The following is an 18482-nucleotide window of genomic DNA, read 5'->3' as shown; positions in this document are numbered from 1 at the left end:
TCACGCCATTATGTTTGGGGTTATTGGCTGGGAATGTAATTTTGTCTGAAATTGTAATTTTCCCATGTTTCTTGTATGAAGGTTAGTTTTGAGACATAATATACATATTAAATTTAATTTTAGATATAACCTATTTATTTTAAACAGGTCATTAATAAAATATTTCAGGGATATTCAGATGTCCGGTTCGGGACTCTATGTTATCAATAAAGATCTGGTTCAGGAGTTTACTTTCTTTGCAGTATAAAAATGCCTGATAAAAATAGATTAAGTAAAATTTTTATTCTTCCTCTTTTTTGTCGGGTTCATTTATTCTGGTGTAGTAATACCAGGCTCCACCGATTAGTCCAATAATTGCAATTAATATTACAGCCCAGGCCCATATTGGGATTCCGCTTTCTTCGTACAGCGTGACTTCTGTCGGGGTAATGTTTTCCGTAGGGGTTGGAGTCGGCTGTGTTGTAGCTATTGTTTCCTCTGTCGGGGTTGTGGTTTCAGTGGAGGTCACGTTTGCTTCTTCTCCGGCGACGACCGGGCCGGCGTATCCGCCACCTCCTCCGCCGCCACCGCCGCCTCCCCCTCCGCCGGTGGGCGTTGGTGTCGGTGCTGGTGCGGCAATAGTGATGGTCTGCCTGTCAAATGCCTTTGTTGTCATACCGGAATTTACAGCAAAGAGATAGACGTAATATGATCCGGGTGTAAGAGTGCTTAAATCCGCGCCTGATACTGTGACGGATGATGACTTTGCATACCCTGATATCCCGTAACCTGGTGTTATTGCTATTTTAGACCATGAAGATGCTTCTGACGGATATGAAGAGGAGCCGCTTGTTTTGACAGCGTAAGTATATGGGTCGTCAGCTCCAGAACCGACTCCGTTAAGTATGATGTTCTCCATTACGCTTGAGATTACGGGGACCGTTGAGGCAAAAGAACTCCATTCGCTGTTGACTTTGTCCGCAAGAGCGGTCGTGTTGACATTTACTTTTACATCGTATGATTCGTCGGACTTAATCAGTAAATATGCAATGTCACTGATACCGGATGTACCACTTAGAGAAAGCGCCACGTCTCCTGTTCCTTTTGTATATTCTGAAGGAACCGGGGCGCCGTTCCATGTGATTGTCCTGTCTCCGTCAAGTAGAATCGGTGCAAGGTACCCGTATATAGAAAATGTATCAATGTTATCATAGGACATTGCAACTGCACTGTAGTGGCCTTCTCTCTGGGTACCGGACGGGAAACCCGCACCAAATGAAGTATAACCATTTAAGCTCACAGGGTTTCCGGAATGGGTGATTGTGTCCCCAAAATTGCTTTTATTGTAATATGGTGTTACACTTCCTTCGTATGTAGTCCCTTCTGCCGAAAGAGGCGATACTACTTTATACAGAATACTCCTGTTGGGGTATTCTGCGACGTATAGAAAGGCTGCCTCCTGGAGCAGGATAAGATCGCTTTTGCTTGTTATATCCTCTTTTTTAGCCGATTCATTGGCCCTGACGAGCATTAATACTCCGTTTTCACCCGGAATCTCCGAATATATATGAGGAAGGTATGGGAGATCTGTGTATATGTAATCATATAAAGGACTGTTGTAATTTACTGTTGAATCAGCCTTTGATATAGTGACTGTGACTCCCTTTACCGTTCCGCTTGTTGATGAAAAAATTCTTTCTACACTCTCTATTTCAGGGGAACCTATTGTTTTTAGGTATTGGGGGTATTCCGAGTTCCCGTAAGCAGGGGCTACCATCTTCATTTCTGATATCGAAGTGTCGCTGACATCAACTGCTTTTATGTACCTGACATTTGTCCCCTGGTAGGTATAAACAGAACCAAGGTCTGCTGTAATAAAATAATCTGCGGCGGATGAACCGGCTACCAGAAGAGAAAACATCACTAATGCTATAAGAAATTTTAAAATATGGCTGCAGTTTATTGCATCAGATATACTCTTTTCCCCCCGGCAATATTGCATATTACTATTTGTATGAAGATATAAATAATTTGGTAATTGTATTATAATTATGCTCAGAAAAATCCTTATTTTCTTTATATTTGCCGTTATGTTCACAGGTGCCGGTACAGCTGCAAGTATAAATGTTTATCCTACATCCTTAGACTCTGGTGATACATTAACTGTTGATTATTCTGATATTCCGGACGGATCTTCTTTTTCTCTTCTTATAAGAGGAAAACTTGACGTAACCCCTGATAGTGGCTATACGATGAATATCAATACGTTTGTCATTCCTTTTTCTCTTTCTTCAGGGACAGTAAGCGCAACGGCGGATAATTCGGTGATGCTTTCCCTGAATTATGAAGACTCTTCAGGGACAATTAAAACTGTTACCAAGTACGGTGATTCTGAAAACAAGTGCAGTATCTCGGAAAGCCAGGACGTAAGTGCAGGTACATATGACAATATGTGGGTTGAAGGTACATCCGGGGGGGATGATATCGTAAACACTGACCTGAGTTTTATCGGAACCAAGTCCGGCCCTGATTCCGGGGAAATCTCTTTTAAAATAAGTGGAATTGAGCATGCAATAATCACTGTTATCTGCAGGGTCGCAGGGGAAACCGTAACCAATTCCAAAATCGTTGTAGGAGGCGGTCTTGTCACTTCAACGCCAACTGAAACTACTTCTCCTTCGGGTGGTGCTTCCGGAGGCGGAGTTTTTGGAGCAGGAGGGTTATTTGCAGAGTCAACAGAGACCAGTTCACCTGAAGAGACATACAGTCCGGCAGGGACGATATCGGCATCAGGTATCGCTGAAACAGCAGATACTGTAGCCTCATCTGACAAAGAATTGTATTATGCCGGAAACGGAGCACCAGGAGCCGTAATTATGTATGACTCTGCTGATACGGTTCCGCCAGGGTGGAATATTCTTGGAAAAATCTATGCACTTATCTCGGACGGAAGTGAAATAAAAGGAAATATTTACTTCCGGATACCCGATTCAGTTTCTTCAGAAAATTCTGACAGTCTGTTTGTAGGGATGTATAAAGACGGCGAATGGGTTAAACTCTCCTCCTCTGCCCGGGACGGGTATATCGTTGCTTCTGTTTCGGACGAAGGGACTTTTGCCCTTATAGAATCGGGTGAAACTGTATCATCCACGCAGTCAGGTTCAGAGCAGAGTTCAGAAGAAGGTATGTCCCCGCTGGTATATCTTCTTGTAGTGGTAGTGGTTGCAGCGGTTTTGGCCTATGTCTGGGTAAATGTAAAGCACAAAAAACAACAATAATATTTTTGAGGATTTTTCCGTGTCTGAAGACGATATTTACGATAATATACTGGATGCTTTTTCACCGGAAAATTTGTTTTTGGATCTCCTGGCTGTATTTTTATGGCTTGTACTGGCAGTGGTCTTTATATATATACCATATCTGAACGAGACTTTTCTTCGTATTGTCTTTGCTCTTCCTGTTGTACTTTTTATTCCCGGGTATTCACTTATTGCAGCCCTTTTTCCTTCGAATAAGGATATTGACGGCATAGAAAGGGCAGCTCTTTCCTTCGGCCTTTCGATAGCTGTAGTTCCTCTGATAGGTCTCGGGCTTAACTATACTCCGTGGGGAATACGCCTTGACCCGATTGTCGTGTCTTTATCAGTTTTCACTGTGGCTATGCTTTTTATTGCCCAGTTCAGGCGTTATCAGGTCCCCGGTGAAGAAAGGTACAGGGTCCCGGTAAAAGAGATGGCAGCGGAAGCAGGAGAAGAACTGTTTCCAAAAGATCAGTCAAAAACCGACAAAATAATCTCTGTAGTTCTTGTTATATCCATAATCGCCGCGATTGCAACGACGGTGTTTGTGATTGCAGTCCCAAAGGAAGGTGAGAAGTTCACCGAGTTTTATATCCTGGGCGAGGGTGGAAAGGCGGCTGATTACCCAACAAAATTTGCCGCGACAGAACCCCGGGAACTGATTATAGGAATCGGAAACCACGAATACAGAAATGTAAGCTATTTTGTGGAAACATATGCGGTATCACAAAACTTTGATGAAACGACAAACACTTCTTCCATTGTTAAATGGCAGGTTTTGAACAGGACCCGTGTGAATGTCCCTGACAATGAAACAGCAGAATATAATTATCAGTTTGAAATCCCGTCAGTAGATTACAATAAACTTGAGTTTTTGCTTTTTAAAGACGATTACCCTGACGAGAATCTAACAGGATTTGAAAGGATTAATTCAAGCTACCGTGACCTTCACCTGTGGGTTGATGTGAGAGAACCTTTAGAATAACCGTCAAATCACCCTTTTTAAAATCCGGTCTGACAGCCGACACAGACACAATTTTTCCTGAGTACTCTGCTGTAGCTGCTGCAATAAGACTGCAGATGGGGCACGGAGATGCAGTGCAGCATTTCGGAGACTCGTCCCTTACTATTCTGCACCCGTCAGTAAGTGCAAATGCCTTAAGACTGAATATCATCTCGTCACCGTTTTGAGTTAGTGTTACGTCTTCGCATAACGGGAAGGATTCACAGAATATTTCCTTTGTTATTTCCTTTAACTCTTCCGTCAGGTCTGAAGTTTCCTCCTCGTAATGCAGCAGCGAAAGGCTGTAGTCATTTTTCAGGCAAAGCATCAGGGATTCTGATGAAGGGGTTGTGAAAATTCCGGCGGTTTTTTTAGTGTCTGTTGAAAACATCTCTTTTTTGTAGTCAAATCCCTTGTATTCACCTGTGGGATTGAACTGTATAGTATCATCAGAGCCTGCTACTTCTTTTGGTATAAAGCAGGCATCGCCGAAGACGTTTAGTTCTGAGAAGAATTTTGCTCTGCTGATTATAAGCGGGGGATAAAGCATGGAGGAAAAAAGAGGGTTTATACCTTTTGTCTCGGTAAATGCGGAAATGATTAAAGCGGTCAGGAAATTTGCCAGTGCTACTACGACAAGAACTGCCGTTGTGAAGTCGTTTTCGTTCGTCAGAAGTGCCGTTGCAAGAAGGATTACTGACAATCCTATAAGAATCACCGAAACTGCCGGAAATGTATTGAATTCCCCGTAGAAATTCGGACTTCTTTTAAAAGCAAGAGTTTTTGAGTTTTTTCGCTCTTTTTTTCTCAGGTCCTTTTTACCAGGCAATAACCGCTGAAATATCCTCATTATAAGTCTCCTGCATTTTTGGCTATTTTTCTTCTGTGAATCTGAACGGTTATGTAGCCTATAGCGATTGCAAAAAATGCCAAGAAGAGGTATTCTGCCGTATTAATCCTGAAAGCTTCACAGGCAAAGAAGTATTCAATGAACAGAAAGGATATGCAGAGAACCAGGAGCTGACGCCTTTCTTTTGATACGTAAACAAAGAAAAAATAGATTCCAATGATAAACTGCGTTATTAGCATGAAATAAAAAGAAAAAGATGTAATAACTACAATCTCCCCGAATATTACAACCGAAAGTGGCTCTGTTCTGAAGTACATGACTGTTCCTGCAATAAAAACAGCAAGTGAAAGAGCTGGTGCAATTTTGTAGCCTGACAGGATTATATCCACAAGAGCAGTTGCAGCTATTGCGGCAATTGCAGTGACCTGCATATTTTTTTCATTCATATTACTTTCACCTCGTTAAAGCCGCACAGGTTCAGACCTGCAAGCATGTCTGTAGCCGTTTCGTTATTGGGAAGATAGCAGAATGACCGCAGTCCGCCAAACCTTGCAATGCCGCATATAAGTTTAAGGTGGCTTAGATCACCTTTCGGGACAGCAATTACGAATATATCTTTTCCGGCATTTTCTTTCATCAGAATGTTATGAACCTGCTTTTCAAAGATGTGGAATGTCTTTGCATCATAAAAACCATTCATCCCTGTTTTGACCGAATCGAAAAAAGGCGAATCTTCATCTGTTTTTCTTTCATATTTCCCAGGATAATAGTTGTACAGGTATTTTTCCCTTGGTGCGGATTTAATCTCGTTTAACAGGTCAAAAAGCTCAGGCTGAATATTTTTTGACCTGCGGACTTTTTTTACGTTTGCCCCTGAAATTTCAATTATGCGTATTCCCATAGATTTGTCCATGCTTACAAGAAGAGACGATAAAGCCGATCTTAAAAGTTCTGCGTACCTGTCCGAATCATTGTTGTCCTTATCAGGAAGGTCAATAAAGATTACCTGAACATCTTTTTTGATTGATGTACGGTCCCTTACGTACAGCTTTTCATGCTTTGCAGATGCTTTCCAGTCGATATTTCTGAGATCATCATCGAAAGAGTATTCACGTAGCCATTTTATGTCGTCACCCATGATTATCCCGGGTTTTTCTGTGTTTTTTCCAGAATACAGGTATGAGCTTTCCGAGACAAACGAAGGCTTAGGGAAGACCTTTATTTCGCTTTTTTCAGGAAAACTTTCATTAACCTTTAATTTTCTTTCAAAACAAGTGTCGAATGCCGTAATAACAATCCCTTTGAACCTGTTTATGCCGTGGGACTGGCAGATAATTTCATAATTAAGAAGGAAACTGCCGCTTTTTTTTATTAGTCCGCTTCTATTTGTACCTTCTGTAACAAAGGCTCCGTCAGGGATGAGGTCCTCCATCTCGACTGCGGTATAGTCGGGCAGATTTATTCTGCATTCTGCTTTTACTTTTGATGGTTTTCCCCCTGTGATGATTTTTTTATGGGTCCCCCTTGAGAAAAAAAGTGTTGATTTTATTTTGAAAAGTTTATTGTCCAGCATAAAGAGGTCAAAAAAGAGTATTGCCGATATTGAAAGTCCTGCAAATATTATTTTTTTGTCCCTTAGCAGGTACCCTGCCGCCAGAAAAACAACAGAAACTGTTACCAGAAAATCTCTTTTTTTCTTCATTTCTGCTATGGAACCTCTATTGTTTCAAAGATCTGCCTGAGAACCGTTTCAGGAGAAAGACCGCTTATTTCAGCTTCATATGTCAGAAGAAGCCTGTGTGGGACCACGGTTTTCGAGATGTATTTAACGTCGTCAGGTATAACATAATCTCTTCCTTTAATTGCTGCATACGATTTCGCACCCCTCAACAGGGCTATGCTCCCTCTCGAGCTTATGCCGACTTTTATGTCAGAATGCTCTCTTGACGCGATTACTATGTCTTTTATGTAGTTTAACACAGGGTCTGAGACTTTTACAGTTTTCACGATTTCCTGCAACTCTTCAACACCTTCGGGTGTCAGTATGGGCTGTATTCTCGTAAGAAACCTGTTGATGTCAAGAATCCCTTTATTTTCTCTTTTTATTATCTCAAGCTCATCTTCGCCTGTCAGATAATCTGGACGCACGCGGAGCATGAACCTGTCCTTCTGCGCTTCTATAAGCGGAAATACACCCTCGTGTTCTATAGGGTTCTGGGTTGCTATAGCAAAAAAAGGAGTTTTAAGAGGTATTGTAATACCGTCAAGAGTCGCCTGCTTCTCGCTCATGGCCTCTATGAATGCACTCTGGCTTCGAGGGGGCAGGCGGTTTATTTCATCGATAAGAAGGATGTTTGTAAAAATCGGCCCTTCTCTGAGTTCAAAGGTCTTGTTCTCAGAGTTCCATATTCTGACGCCAAGGATATCAGACGGCTGCATGTCGACCGTGCACTGTATCCTTTTTGTTTCACATCCCAAAAGTCGTGCAATTATTTTGATGACCGAAGTCTTTGCAGTCCCGGGGTAACCTTCGATTAAAACGTGTCCCCCGCTTAAAAGGCCTGTAAATACGGATTCTATCAGCCGTTCGTTTCCTACTATAAATTCTGAGCATATTGCTTTTAGTGAATTGTATGTCTCTGAAATCAGCCTGACGTCATTGTCGGGTTTGTTATTTGTCATGTCTGCCCCCGTATATAAATAATAATGACAGTATTATGATAATTATTGCTAAAGCTTTTACTGTCTCATTTTTGTGGATGATGTTGATATACTTTAAGAATCCGGTTTCAGATGCTGTTTTTGAATGGCGGCTTTCTATATAAACGGTGCCCGTGAGCATGTTTGACAAAAATTTTCTGTTGTCTTTTAAATTTTCATCTTTGTAAAGTGCGTTCTGAAATATACCTGAGTCGGAAAGAAGGTATACGTTGCCGTATTTTACAAGGACCGCCTGTTTTCCGAGGATTTCATTAGAATCAGCCCTTTCGTTTCCGTTTTCGTCAACCCAGCTTAAAATGGATGTCGTAATAATGCTTTCTCCTCCCCCTGCAACCGCCGGCCTGTTAAGTGCAATGCTTTCTATGCCTTCTGTAAGGTTGTTTTCCTGGACGTTTTTGACAGGGTATGATATGACGAATTCCGGGTTGTCGTATTCCATGTCGATGCTTGATAAATTGACGTTTTCAACTGAGATGTTTGTTCCGAGAACTTTAAGCAGGTCTTTTGAAAGTCCGTTTTCATCCGAAATAAAAACCGTGTTGTCTCTGTTTTTGTAGTCCCTTAAGATTCTTAATTCATCAGGCGAAAAATCGCCATCAGGCTCGATTATAAGAAGAGTCGAATTTTCTGCTGTTTTGAGTACACTGTAGTCTTCAACCAGGACCGCTTTGTCTGACACGGCGTCGTCTATGAAAAATGAAGTCCCGTTCCAGTTTGAGTTATACATGCTGTACTCCTCGTATGAGGACGAAAAATGAATGTCAAGGGCAAAGGCTGAGATTATAAGAAGAAAAATAAGAACGTAAATAAATTTTTTCATCGTTTTCTACCCCCGTATTCATGAAACAGGTCTTCAAACATCTTTTTTAATTCTGTTTTGCCGGATTCGGAGGAAATGCCTGAGTATACAATTTTTTCATAAAGGCAGACGAAAGGAGATATATTGTTTTCTGCTTCTTTTGAAAGCCTGAAGAGAAATTCGTTGTTTGTATCCGATGTCTTGTATGTAACCTTTTCTTTTTCAGATACCGCAAAAAAGAGGTTTTTTGCAAGCAGTCTTAAGGCTTCGGATTCGGACCCTTCCGAAAGAAGAACGGAATATTCTTTTAGAATTTGTTCAGTGACGCTTTTCCTGGGACTTTCTTTTATTTCTGCCTTATCCGGAAGGTAAACCTGCTGTTTTGTTTTTTTTACTTTAACTGCTCCTGCTCTTTTTTTATGACGCGTAAACTGAGTGATTATTATAAGGACTACAAGTATGAGGCTTAATAGCAGGAATACCGGTGTATTTAAATCATTTTCCTGGTCTAGAGGTTCTTTTCCGGTAGCCGGAATATTGATATTTTCTGTTGGCGTCGGTGTTTCTGTTGATATTTGCGTGGTTTGTCCGGTAGGTTTCTGTGTAGGTGTGAGTGTTTCAGCCGGAGTTTTTGTGGGGGTTATATTTTCGTCAGGTTCTCTTCCGATAAATTTTATATCTTCCTTGGCTTTTTCCAGGTCTTCAGTCTGAAGTTCGTATTTTTTCGCAGACCTGATTGTTTCTTCTGTATTTTCGGTAAGATCTGATTTTGTTTTCTTCATCTCTTCCAGGAGATAGTTGATATCGTAGGTGACGGAATAATATTTGTCGGGGTCGTCTGAGTCGCGGTACTGTACCTGGAGTTTCTCTAATTCCCCGAGATCTTTTACCTGGTCTGCAAGCTCTTCGAGGTACTGGAGCTGTTCTGTGTTGTTTTTCCTGAAACTCTCTATTTCTGACCGGGTCATATCAAGGTTTATCAGGATATTGTCGTATTTTGAGAGGCTGTCTTTGTAATCTTCTATGTCATCATATGCATCTTCAAGCCTTTCGTATCTTATATTAAGGATAAGGTTTCCGGAAAGGTCTATGAAATTCTGCATCATACCAAGAGTTTCACCGGATTCTTCCTGGGATATCTGTTTTAGTGCATCGGGATTCAGACTGTCGTCTGTTCCGGGGATATTTTTTGGTGTAAAAAGTTCTGTATTTGAGATATAGCCTGAAAAAAGAAGGATGAAAAGTGCTGCCAGCAAAATAAAAACCGTGACTGCAAGCTTTTTTTTCATTTCGCTACAATCTCCATTACTTTAAGGACCACAATTACAAAAAATATTATTACACCCAAAAACGTGATAATTTTAAGATTTTTTATATACCCGTGCTCCAGGTATACCGAGTCCGAAAGCTCAAGTATTACCAGAAGTCCAATCAGCCAGAGCACAAATGCTACTTCAAGGTTTATCACGGACGACAAAATCATGAATGTAAGAAGGATTAAAATCCATATCGCCAGTGATATCACGATGATGTTTTTCTTCCCCGTTCCCATCAACTGATTAAGTTATTTTTCAGTCAATCTAAATTAAGTTTGGTTATATTTTTCAGAAAAATGTAAAAATTATTATACAGTCCTGCCTGTCATAACAATTGATATAGATATGAGGACATAATAGTTTTTCAGGTGAGTTTCAATGGGGGAGCATACTAAAATCTTTACGGCGGCAATGTTGTTTTTGCTTTTTTTTGTCTGCCCTGCTTTGGCGTATACTACAGAAGATGTGACAATAAACGTCAACAGCGACGGAAGTGCGGATATAACCGGGACTTACAGCCTTAATTTCGCAGAATATATAACTTTCAATCTTATTCCCGACAAAGATAACCTTCTTAAAAACGCAATAGAAGATGAGACCTGCTGTGAGATTTCCGTAAATTCGCTGACCGACACGGAGACGTCGATAACCGTTTTGTCGTTTGCTTATGTTTTTTCAGATAACGGGACTTACACGTATAAAACGCCTGAAATTTCCTATGACAAACTCAGCGGGAAAATAGATGAAATCCTTGACAAATATCCGGTATTAAAACCATTTTCTCCGGACTCAGACTTGGTTGTACCTGAAAAAACGGTTTTGAGTTTTCCTGACGGTTACTCCGTGACGTATGAAAAACCTTATACTGGGGGTTTTGTCCCTTCGGTAAGCCACTAATCCATGCTTTTTTTCTGTCATCTTCTGTCCGGACTATTTGCAGGAATGCTCCTTTATTACTTATTCCGGGATAAACGGGTAATTGTTTTTGCAGCTGTCGGAAGTGTTCTTCCGGACCTTGTTGACAAACCTCTCGGGTATATAATTCTTGGTGAGACAATCGGATCAGGGCGGATATTTTTTCACGGTTTCTGGTTAATGCTGATATTTATGGTTCTCGGGGTAATAGTTTTAATCAGGCTTAAAAATCCTCTTGTTTTATCTCTGTCCATAGGAGTTCTGGTTCACCAGCTTGAGGACAGCATGTGGAAATCACCAGTAAACTGGTTCTGGCCTCTTCTGGGTCCGTATTCATACAGCCGCAGTCCGTCAGACTATTTTCTGCAGATGCTTCTAAAAGAGCTTACAACTCCTGAAGAAATATTTTGCGGGATACTGGTGTTTTTCGGGCTGGTCGTATATTACCTGTCAAAAAAAGATCTTATCTGAAAGAATTTTTTTGAAAAAACTATGGAGCCTGGAGGTTTTTTATGGGATATAATAATTACATCCCGAAGATAATTTATTGTAAATGCATTATCTTGTAACCGGGGGGGCCGGTTTTATAGGCTCACATATCGTTGATTCACTTGTTTTAAAAGGAAATGATGTAACTGTTCTTGACGATTTTTCATCCGGGGATATGAGAAATCTTTCCGGGTGCAGGGATAAGATAAGGGTTGTAAACGCAAGTGTTACAGATAAAAAAGCACTCTTTGATGCATGCAGGGGCGTTGACGGAATTTTTCACGAGGCTGCGATAGCATCGGTTCCTTTTTCTGTAAAAAATCCTGAAAAAACGCATGAAGCGAATCTCACAGGTACGGTTAACGTTTTAAATGCAGCCATCGAAAACGGCGTGAAAAAGGTTGTTATGGCATCTTCTGCCGCGGTATACGGGAACAACCCTTCTCTGCCGAAAACAGAGGAGATGCCGGCCGAACCTTTGTCGCCTTATTCTGTCCAGAAACTTTCGGGAGAGTATTACGGGACTGTTTTTTCAGACCTCTATTCGCTTGATTTTGTGGCTCTGAGGTACTTCAACGTCTTCGGTCCCAGGCAGCTTCCGGGCTCATCCTACGCCGCTGCGATTCCGGCATTCATTAGTTCGGTTATATCAGGGAAAAGACCTACGGTCTTCGGTGACGGTGAGCAGACAAGAGACTTTATATTTGTAAAAGACGTTGTTTCGGCAAACCTGAAGGCGATGCAGTCGGATGTCAAAGGAGTGTTCAACGTTGCGTCAGGTAAAAAGACTTCTTTACTGCAGCTTTTGGATGTCCTTGGTGAAATATCAGGAAAAGCTATAATCCCTGAGTTTGAGCCGCCGCGTGCAGGCGACGTCAGGCATTCCTGTGCTGACATCTCAAAGTTTTCAGGCGCCTGCGGGTGGAAGCCGGAGTACAGCTTAAATGAAGGACTGGCCGAGACTTTTGAATATTTCAGGAGTCTTTAATTTTCAATACTTTTTTTGGAATTCCAGACTTTGTTGTTGAAATATGTTTTGACCCGTTCATTTTCTTTGAATTCTTAGGATGTCAATATTTGCAGAACATGAAGCGTATTGTTCCCGGAAAGACATCTGTGTAGAAATTCAGGAGAGTCCGGATAATGCAATTGTGAAAGTCAGATTGTAGTATCCCCGATTCGTTTTACAAATATTAAATTCCCGCATCCACCCGTCAACGTACACAGCTCAAAATTTTTTCGTTCAGGAGACAAGATAACCTCCCCACCGGGCGTTTTATCGCAATAAGAGGCCCCGAGGGCGGGGCCGGTCCGACGGCCGGCGAAGTGGTCGGCGGCGGTGGGGTTGTCAAAGATGTTAACTGGAAGAGATCTGTTCCCGGCCGCTTAATGAAGCTCTCCCCGCATATGATGCCGGTGTCAAATGATTTTGGGACAGCAAATTGTGATAGTTAGATCAAAAAGTATATTAAATTTGATATGCAATTCCTATGAAAATAACTGCATACTAAATTTTGCAGAATCTCAGAAGAATGTTGGGAACAATGTTCTTTTTTGAAATAATTGACGGGGGGTAGTTGTATTTACAGAGATTTCAGCATAGCTGTTGTCGTTCCGGCTTATAAGGAAGAGCTTTTAATTGGTGATACTCTCTCCTCCGTTCCTGATTTTGTTGACAAAATATATGCAGTTGATGATTGTTCTCCTGACAGAACAGGGAATATTATTGATAAATTCGCAGACAAAGATTCCAGGGTTCTTCCAGTTCATCATGAAAAAAATGGCGGTGTAGGCGCATCTATTGTCTCCGGGTACAAAAAAGTTCTTGAAGACGGTATTGACATTGCAGCGGTTATGGCAGGAGACAACCAGATGGACCCTGAGTTTCTGCCGCATCTTCTTGACCCGGTCGTTGACGGGAAATGCGATTATACCATGGGCAACAGGCTGATGTCGCCTGATTTCAGGCATGGCATGAGCAAATGGAGGTTTTTCGGAAATTCCGTCCTGACAATGCTCACGAAGATTGCATCCGGCTACTGGCAGATGGTGGACCCGCAGAACGGGTACACGGCGATAAGCCGCCGTGCCCTTGAGAGAATAAGCCTTGATTCGGTATACCCGAGATACGGCTACTGCAATGATATCCTTGTAAGGCTGAACGTCTACGGGTTCAGGGTAAAAAATATTCCTCACCCGGCTAAGTACGGAAAGGAAAAGTCGGGCATCAGGTACAGCACATATATCTGCAAAGTCTCACGACTGCTTCTAAAAGACTTCCTCTGGCGCCTGAAGATGAAGTACATCGTTTTCGGGTTTCATCCTCTTGTCTTCTTCTATGTGTTCGGGGCTGTTCTGGCAGTCATAGGTTTTTTTTCGGGACTTTTCGCTCTCTGGGAGAAATTTGCGTGGAGAATCGACACTTTGTTTGTCCACGGTATTTTGTCCCTTTTGGTCTTTATGATGGGAACAATGTTTCTTTTGTTTGCGATGCTCTTTGACATGGAGCAGGAGAGGGGTACAAATGGGTGGTACTGAAAATTTCAGTAATAAAAACCGGTTGTTTGTTACTGTTGATATTGAAGACTGGTATCATATACCTTCGGTTTGTGGTTCTCCATTTTCTGTATATAAGGACACGGATGAATTTTTCAGGGAATGGCTTGGTGAATATGATTATTTAACCGAACCGACTCTTCGTGTTCTAAAATTCCTTGGAAAACGGAATATTCAGGCTACATTTTTCGTTGTTGCTGACGTTGTCAATCATTATCCCGGACTTGTGGAAAAAATATCTGAAAACGGACATGAAATTGCATGCCACGGCCTTGAACACGCCTGTAAAATTGATCCTAAGACAAAAAAACCATTGTTTACTACAGAAGAATTCGAAAAAAGAACGAAAGAGGCAAAAAAATTACTGGAAAATGCATCGGGGCAGAAGGTCATTGGTTATCGTGCCCCCAATGTATTAATCGCAGGATGGATGCTTGATTCTTTGGAAAAGATCGGGTTCAGGTATGATTCGTCTATCTGCGTGAACTCTTTTTATAATAAATCTGATTCTGATTTAGACGGAGTTGGAACCATTCCTTATTTTCCGATTGAAGGAGGACTGGTGCCCGGCAACAAAAAAAGAGATATTATTGAAGTTCCGTGGGCTTATCTTAATACCTTTGGATTCAGGATACCTGTATCGGGGGGACCCATGTTAAGGTTTCTTCCATCAGGATTGTTGAAGAAGGGACTTATTCAGAGTATGAAAGAAGGACCAGCGGTTATGTATTTTCATCCGATTGATATCTCCAACAAATCTTTTCCGAAGATAGGTAAAGGGAGACCTTTTTACTGGATGATAAAGGGGGATGTTGTAGAAAAGCGAATTGTTTCATTGATTGATGCATTTAACAAATCAGGTGTTAATTTTTGTAATTTAAGAGACTTGATGGGGATTATGATATGATAATGGATCTTCATATTCATTCCAAATATTCTTATGATTCTCTCTCAAATCCATCGCAAATAATAAAGAAGGCAACAAAAAAGGGACTGGATGTCATTTCCATTACTGATCATGATACTATGAAAGCTTATGATCATATTGAAAAAAAATTTGGTATTAGTGTAATTCCAGGAATGGAAGTTAAAACAAATAAGGGAGATATTATTGGATTATTTTTATCGGATGAAATCTATTCCCGGTCATTTATGGATGTAATAGATGATATAAGGGATCAGGGAGGGATTATAGTATTGCCTCATCCTTTTAGAAGAAATTGCGATCCTGAGGAATTGATCGAACATGTGGATCTGGTTGAAGTATTAAATTCACGTTCAACAAGAAGTGAAAACGATTTGGCATCCAAATTGTGTGAATCATATTCAAAAAGAGAGATCAGCGGAAGTGATGCTCATACCTTTTGTGAAATAGGCAGATCTTTCACAAAATTTGAAGGTTATTCGAATAATTTAGATGATTTGAGGAATATTTTATTAAAAAGTCCACGGTTTTGCACGGGAAATTGTTCATCTTATTATCTCTCCCATTGTTATAGTTTTGCAATAGGGAGATTGAAAAAATTGGTGAGATAATGCGAGTATTCATAGCAGACGGAGCAGAAAGAACCAGCCTGGCAATTGCCAGATCTCTTGGAAAAAGAGGTATTGAAGTTCATTGTGGAGAGTCCTATCGTTTTTCAACGACTGCATTATCAAAATATTGTAAAAAGTCCTTTATTTATCCAGATCCGCAGAAGGACTGCAAGAGGTTTATTGATTCTCTTGAAAAGATTTTAAAAGCAGAAAAATATGATGCATTATATTCTTCAAGGGAGGTTTCAACAATTCCTATTTCTTATAATAAAGAAAGATTGGATCATTATACAAAGGTTGTTTTTCCGGATTATCCACAAATGCTTATGACTCATGATAAATCTAAAACAATAAAATTAGCAAATGAAATTGGTATTCCAACCCCTAAAACGTATTTTATTGAAACAATTAGGGAATTAGAGCAGATATCAGATCAAATAGAATATCCGGTTGTTGTAAAATCGCGATATAAAACTATCTGGAAAGATGAGAAGCCTGTAATGCTAAAAGTTACTGATAAAAATTATGTTTATGATAAAGATCAACTTTTTTCTATAACTACAGAAATCCTTGATAAAAGTGGGAAAATGCCATTGATTCAGGAATATATCCCCGGTGGTGGGTATGGTGTTGAAATTTTAATGAAAAACGGAGAAACAAAGGCATTTTTCATGCATAAGAGGCTTAGAGAATATCCAATATCCGGGGGTGCAAGTACTTTCAGAGAAAGCTTTTATAATTGCGATATGGTAAATCTGGGTTTAAGATTGATGAGTAGTTTAAAATGGCATGGAGTAGGTATGGTTGAGTTCAAACTTGACGAAAGAGACAATATACCTAAATTAATAGAAGTAAACGGAAGATTTTGGGGATCTTTACCCCTTTCAATAGCATCTGGCATTGATTTTCCATATCTGCTATATGATTTACTGATTAATGGAAATGATAATTCGATCGTCAATTACCCAGAAGGCATTAAATGTCGCTGGTTGATTCCGGGAGATCTTCTTTGGTTTCTTTCGGCAATTTCCAGAAACAAATCTAAATTTAAAGTCCTTAAGGAATTTTTCACTTTTCGAGGGACATATTATGATATTATTTCTATGAAAGATCCTTTGCCAACAATTGGAGCATTAAGGGGGTTGATTAAACAGTTTCTGGATGTTGTATCAGGAAGGCGAAATATCAGCGGGGAAGTTCAGTAAAATGGAATTGATAAAGTTTTGGTGAAATATGAAAAATCTTAGAAGTTATCAGGTTTGTAGCAAGTGCGTAATGGATACTACAGTACCGGATATTAGATTTGATGAAAACGGAGTATGCCATTTTTGTAAAATCCATAACAGGCTTGAAGAGATTCATCCATTGGGAGAGGAGGGTGAAAAACAATTTCATCAATTAATTGAGAGAATTAAACAATCTGGATCAGAAAAAGAGTATGATTGTATAGTTGGGATAAGTGGTGGAAGAGATAGCACTTACACTTTATATATGGCTGTAAAGATGGGACTTAGACCCCTTGCAGTCCATTTTGATAATGGCTGGAACTCAGATATTGCTGTAAGCAATATAAAAAATGCTACAGAAAAACTTAATGTTGATCTATATACTCATGTTGCAGATTGGGAAGAATTCAAAGATCTACAGAAATCTTTTTTAAAGGCATCAGTATCTGATGCAGAAGTCCCAACTGATTACGTAATTACTTCAATATTATATAAAGTTGCAGCAGATAACAAGGTAAAATATATTTTAACAGGTCATTCTTTTAAAACTGAGGGTATTGCTCCATTGTACTGGACATATCTTGACGGAAGATATGTGAGAGATATTCATAAAAGATTTGGGCAGGAAAAAATTTCCAGTTTTCCTATAATGAGCATGTCTGAATTAATAGTGAATACTCTTTTCAGAAGAATAAAAAGTGTGGATTTTCCGGATTATATTGAATATAATCACGATGAAGTTGATGAGATTCTTAAAAAAGAACTTAATTGGAGATATTATGGTGGTCATCATCACGAGTCTTTATACACGGTATTTTTTCAATCGTATTACTTACCAGTTAAATTTAATATTGACAAGAGAAGATCTGAGTATTCGGCATTGATACGAACAAATCAGTTGGAAAGGAATGAAGCGTTAAAGAAACTTGAAATGCCTTATCCTTATGATCCAGAGATTATTAAGTATACTATTAGTAAACTTGGTTTCACAGAGAAAGAATTTAATAAAATAATGGTAAGTGAGAACAAATCATTTTTTGATTATAAAAGTTATTATCCCATTATTAGGCTGTTTAAGGCACCTATTCGTATTGCATGTAAAGCACACATCTTACCTCCGGTATTCTATGAGAAATACCTTGGAGACATATGAGAAGAGGATGATTTTAATTTGAATGTAATTATTGACTATGGAATGGGTAATTTGGGCAGTATAATCAACGCATTCGACAGGCTAAATATTGAATTTAAAATAGTAAATGATCCTGAAGGGATAAATGATCCAAGTAAAATCATATTGCCTGGAATAGGTTCTTTTGCCCAGGGAATTAAAAATCTCGATAATTTAGGGTTTGTAGAAAAATTAAATGAACTGGTTTTGGATGAAAAGGTTCCGATATTGGGAATCTGTCTTGGGATGCAGCTATTTACATCATATAGCGAAGAGGGCAATGCTGAAGGTTTAAAGTGGTTCGACGGGAAAACGATTAAATTTCAAATCAATAAAGATGATTACCCACATTATAAGATCCCTCATATGGGCTGGAACAATTTGAGAATTTGTAATCCATCTCCTATTCTTCGTGGTATTGATGATAGTTCAGTGTTTTATTTTGTTCACTCATATCATGTTTCAGGAATAAAAAATGAAAATATTCTTGCGACGACCGATTATGGGGGTAAATTCATTTCAGTAATTCGAAAGGATAATATCTACGGTTTCCAGCCGCACCCCGAGAGAAGTCATGACTCGGGTTTGAGAATATTAAAAAATTTTATGGAGATCTAGACTT

The 18482-nt window shown here is 39.8% G+C and carries 19 protein-coding genes; 11 read left to right on the top strand and 8 right to left on the bottom strand.

All coding sequences use genetic code 11. The annotated features are described in order from the left end of the window. Positions 1-280 precede the first annotated feature (280 nt). On the bottom strand, positions 281-1900 hold the full coding sequence (locus J2128_RS05320) for a hypothetical protein (protein WP_209690052.1): 1620 nt from the start codon (positions 1898-1900) through the stop codon (positions 281-283). Positions 1901-2069: 169 nt separating this feature from the next. On the opposite strand from J2128_RS05320, the gene J2128_RS05315 reads away from it, so the two are divergent. Beyond that, on the top strand, positions 2070-3257 hold the full coding sequence (locus J2128_RS05315) for a hypothetical protein (RefSeq protein WP_209690051.1): 1188 nt from the start codon (positions 2070-2072) through the stop codon (positions 3255-3257). 19 nt (positions 3258-3276) lie between these two features. Further along, the gene (locus tag J2128_RS05310) at positions 3277-4263 is read left to right on the top strand and encodes a DUF1616 domain-containing protein (protein ID WP_209690050.1); all 987 of its coding nucleotides are present in this window, start codon (positions 3277-3279) and stop codon (positions 4261-4263) included. Here J2128_RS05310 and J2128_RS05305 read toward each other — a convergent pair. From J2128_RS05305 to J2128_RS05275, 7 genes are read right to left on the bottom strand one after another with little or no spacing between them, the layout of a single operon-like run. After that, positions 4205-5131: a hypothetical protein gene (locus J2128_RS05305; protein WP_209690049.1), complete on the bottom strand. Its 927-nt coding sequence runs from the start codon at positions 5129-5131 to the stop codon at positions 4205-4207. The two genes, J2128_RS05310 and J2128_RS05305, sit on opposite strands and share 59 nt — an antisense overlap. After that, positions 5131-5577 (bottom strand): hypothetical protein, encoded by a 447-nt coding sequence (locus tag J2128_RS05300; RefSeq protein ID WP_209690048.1) that lies wholly within the window; start codon positions 5575-5577, stop codon positions 5131-5133. The genes J2128_RS05305 and J2128_RS05300 overlap by 1 nt, the downstream gene beginning before the upstream one ends. Next, positions 5574-6833, bottom strand: a complete 1260-nt coding sequence (locus J2128_RS05295) for a DUF58 domain-containing protein (protein WP_209690047.1) — start codon at positions 6831-6833, stop codon at positions 5574-5576. The genes J2128_RS05300 and J2128_RS05295 overlap by 4 nt, the downstream gene beginning before the upstream one ends. 5 nt (positions 6834-6838) lie before the next feature. Continuing rightward, positions 6839-7813, bottom strand: a complete 975-nt coding sequence (locus J2128_RS05290) for a MoxR family ATPase (RefSeq protein WP_209690046.1) — start codon at positions 7811-7813, stop codon at positions 6839-6841. Next, complete coding sequence (locus tag J2128_RS05285; protein WP_209690045.1) at positions 7803-8672, bottom strand: DUF4350 domain-containing protein; 870 nt, start codon at positions 8670-8672, stop codon at positions 7803-7805. Before J2128_RS05285 ends, J2128_RS05290 begins: the two co-directional genes overlap by 11 nt. Further along, on the bottom strand, positions 8669-9940 hold the full coding sequence (locus tag J2128_RS05280; protein WP_209690044.1) for a hypothetical protein: 1272 nt from the start codon (positions 9938-9940) through the stop codon (positions 8669-8671). The genes J2128_RS05285 and J2128_RS05280 overlap by 4 nt, the downstream gene beginning before the upstream one ends. Then, positions 9937-10203, bottom strand: a complete 267-nt coding sequence (locus J2128_RS05275; protein ID WP_209690043.1) for a hypothetical protein — start codon at positions 10201-10203, stop codon at positions 9937-9939. Before J2128_RS05275 ends, J2128_RS05280 begins: the two co-directional genes overlap by 4 nt. A 142-nt stretch (positions 10204-10345) precedes the next feature. Between J2128_RS05275 and J2128_RS05270 the strand changes: the two genes are divergently transcribed. The 9 genes from J2128_RS05270 (at position 10346) to hisH (ending at position 18478) form a co-directional block, all read left to right on the top strand. Beyond that, the gene (locus tag J2128_RS05270) at positions 10346-10864 is read left to right on the top strand and encodes a hypothetical protein (RefSeq protein WP_209690042.1); all 519 of its coding nucleotides are present in this window, start codon (positions 10346-10348) and stop codon (positions 10862-10864) included. A 3-nt stretch (positions 10865-10867) separates the two neighbouring features. Next, entirely contained in the window at positions 10868-11353 is a 486-nt protein-coding gene (locus J2128_RS05265) for a metal-dependent hydrolase (RefSeq protein WP_209690041.1), read from the top strand. Positions 11354-11435: 82 nt separating this feature from the next. Further along, positions 11436-12359, top strand: a complete 924-nt coding sequence (locus J2128_RS05260; protein ID WP_209690040.1) for an SDR family oxidoreductase — start codon at positions 11436-11438, stop codon at positions 12357-12359. A 575-nt stretch (positions 12360-12934) separates the two neighbouring features. Next, entirely contained in the window at positions 12935-13909 is a 975-nt protein-coding gene (locus tag J2128_RS05255; RefSeq protein ID WP_245323334.1) for a glycosyltransferase family 2 protein, read from the top strand. After that, a complete protein-coding gene (locus J2128_RS05250; RefSeq protein ID WP_209690039.1) occupies positions 13896-14834 on the top strand; it encodes a polysaccharide deacetylase family protein in 939 nt (312 codons plus the stop codon). Before J2128_RS05255 ends, J2128_RS05250 begins: the two co-directional genes overlap by 14 nt. Beyond that, positions 14831-15463 (top strand): PHP domain-containing protein, encoded by a 633-nt coding sequence (locus J2128_RS05245; protein WP_209690038.1) that lies wholly within the window; start codon positions 14831-14833, stop codon positions 15461-15463. Before J2128_RS05250 ends, J2128_RS05245 begins: the two co-directional genes overlap by 4 nt. Beyond that, a complete protein-coding gene (locus tag J2128_RS05240) occupies positions 15463-16668 on the top strand; it encodes an ATP-grasp domain-containing protein (RefSeq protein WP_209690037.1) in 1206 nt (401 codons plus the stop codon). The genes J2128_RS05245 and J2128_RS05240 overlap by 1 nt, the downstream gene beginning before the upstream one ends. A 28-nt stretch (positions 16669-16696) precedes the next feature. Continuing rightward, positions 16697-17842, top strand: a complete 1146-nt coding sequence (locus tag J2128_RS05235; protein WP_281069281.1) for an N-acetyl sugar amidotransferase — start codon at positions 16697-16699, stop codon at positions 17840-17842. Positions 17843-17860: 18 nt separating this feature from the next. Then, entirely contained in the window at positions 17861-18478 is a 618-nt protein-coding gene (gene hisH, locus J2128_RS05230; protein ID WP_209690035.1) for an imidazole glycerol phosphate synthase subunit HisH, read from the top strand. Positions 18479-18482: the final 4 nt, after the last annotated feature.

The organism is Methanomicrobium sp. W14 (assembly GCF_017875315.1).
Classification (GTDB): Archaea; Halobacteriota; Methanomicrobia; order Methanomicrobiales; family Methanomicrobiaceae; genus Methanomicrobium.
This window is presented reverse-complemented; position numbering and strand designations above follow the sequence as displayed.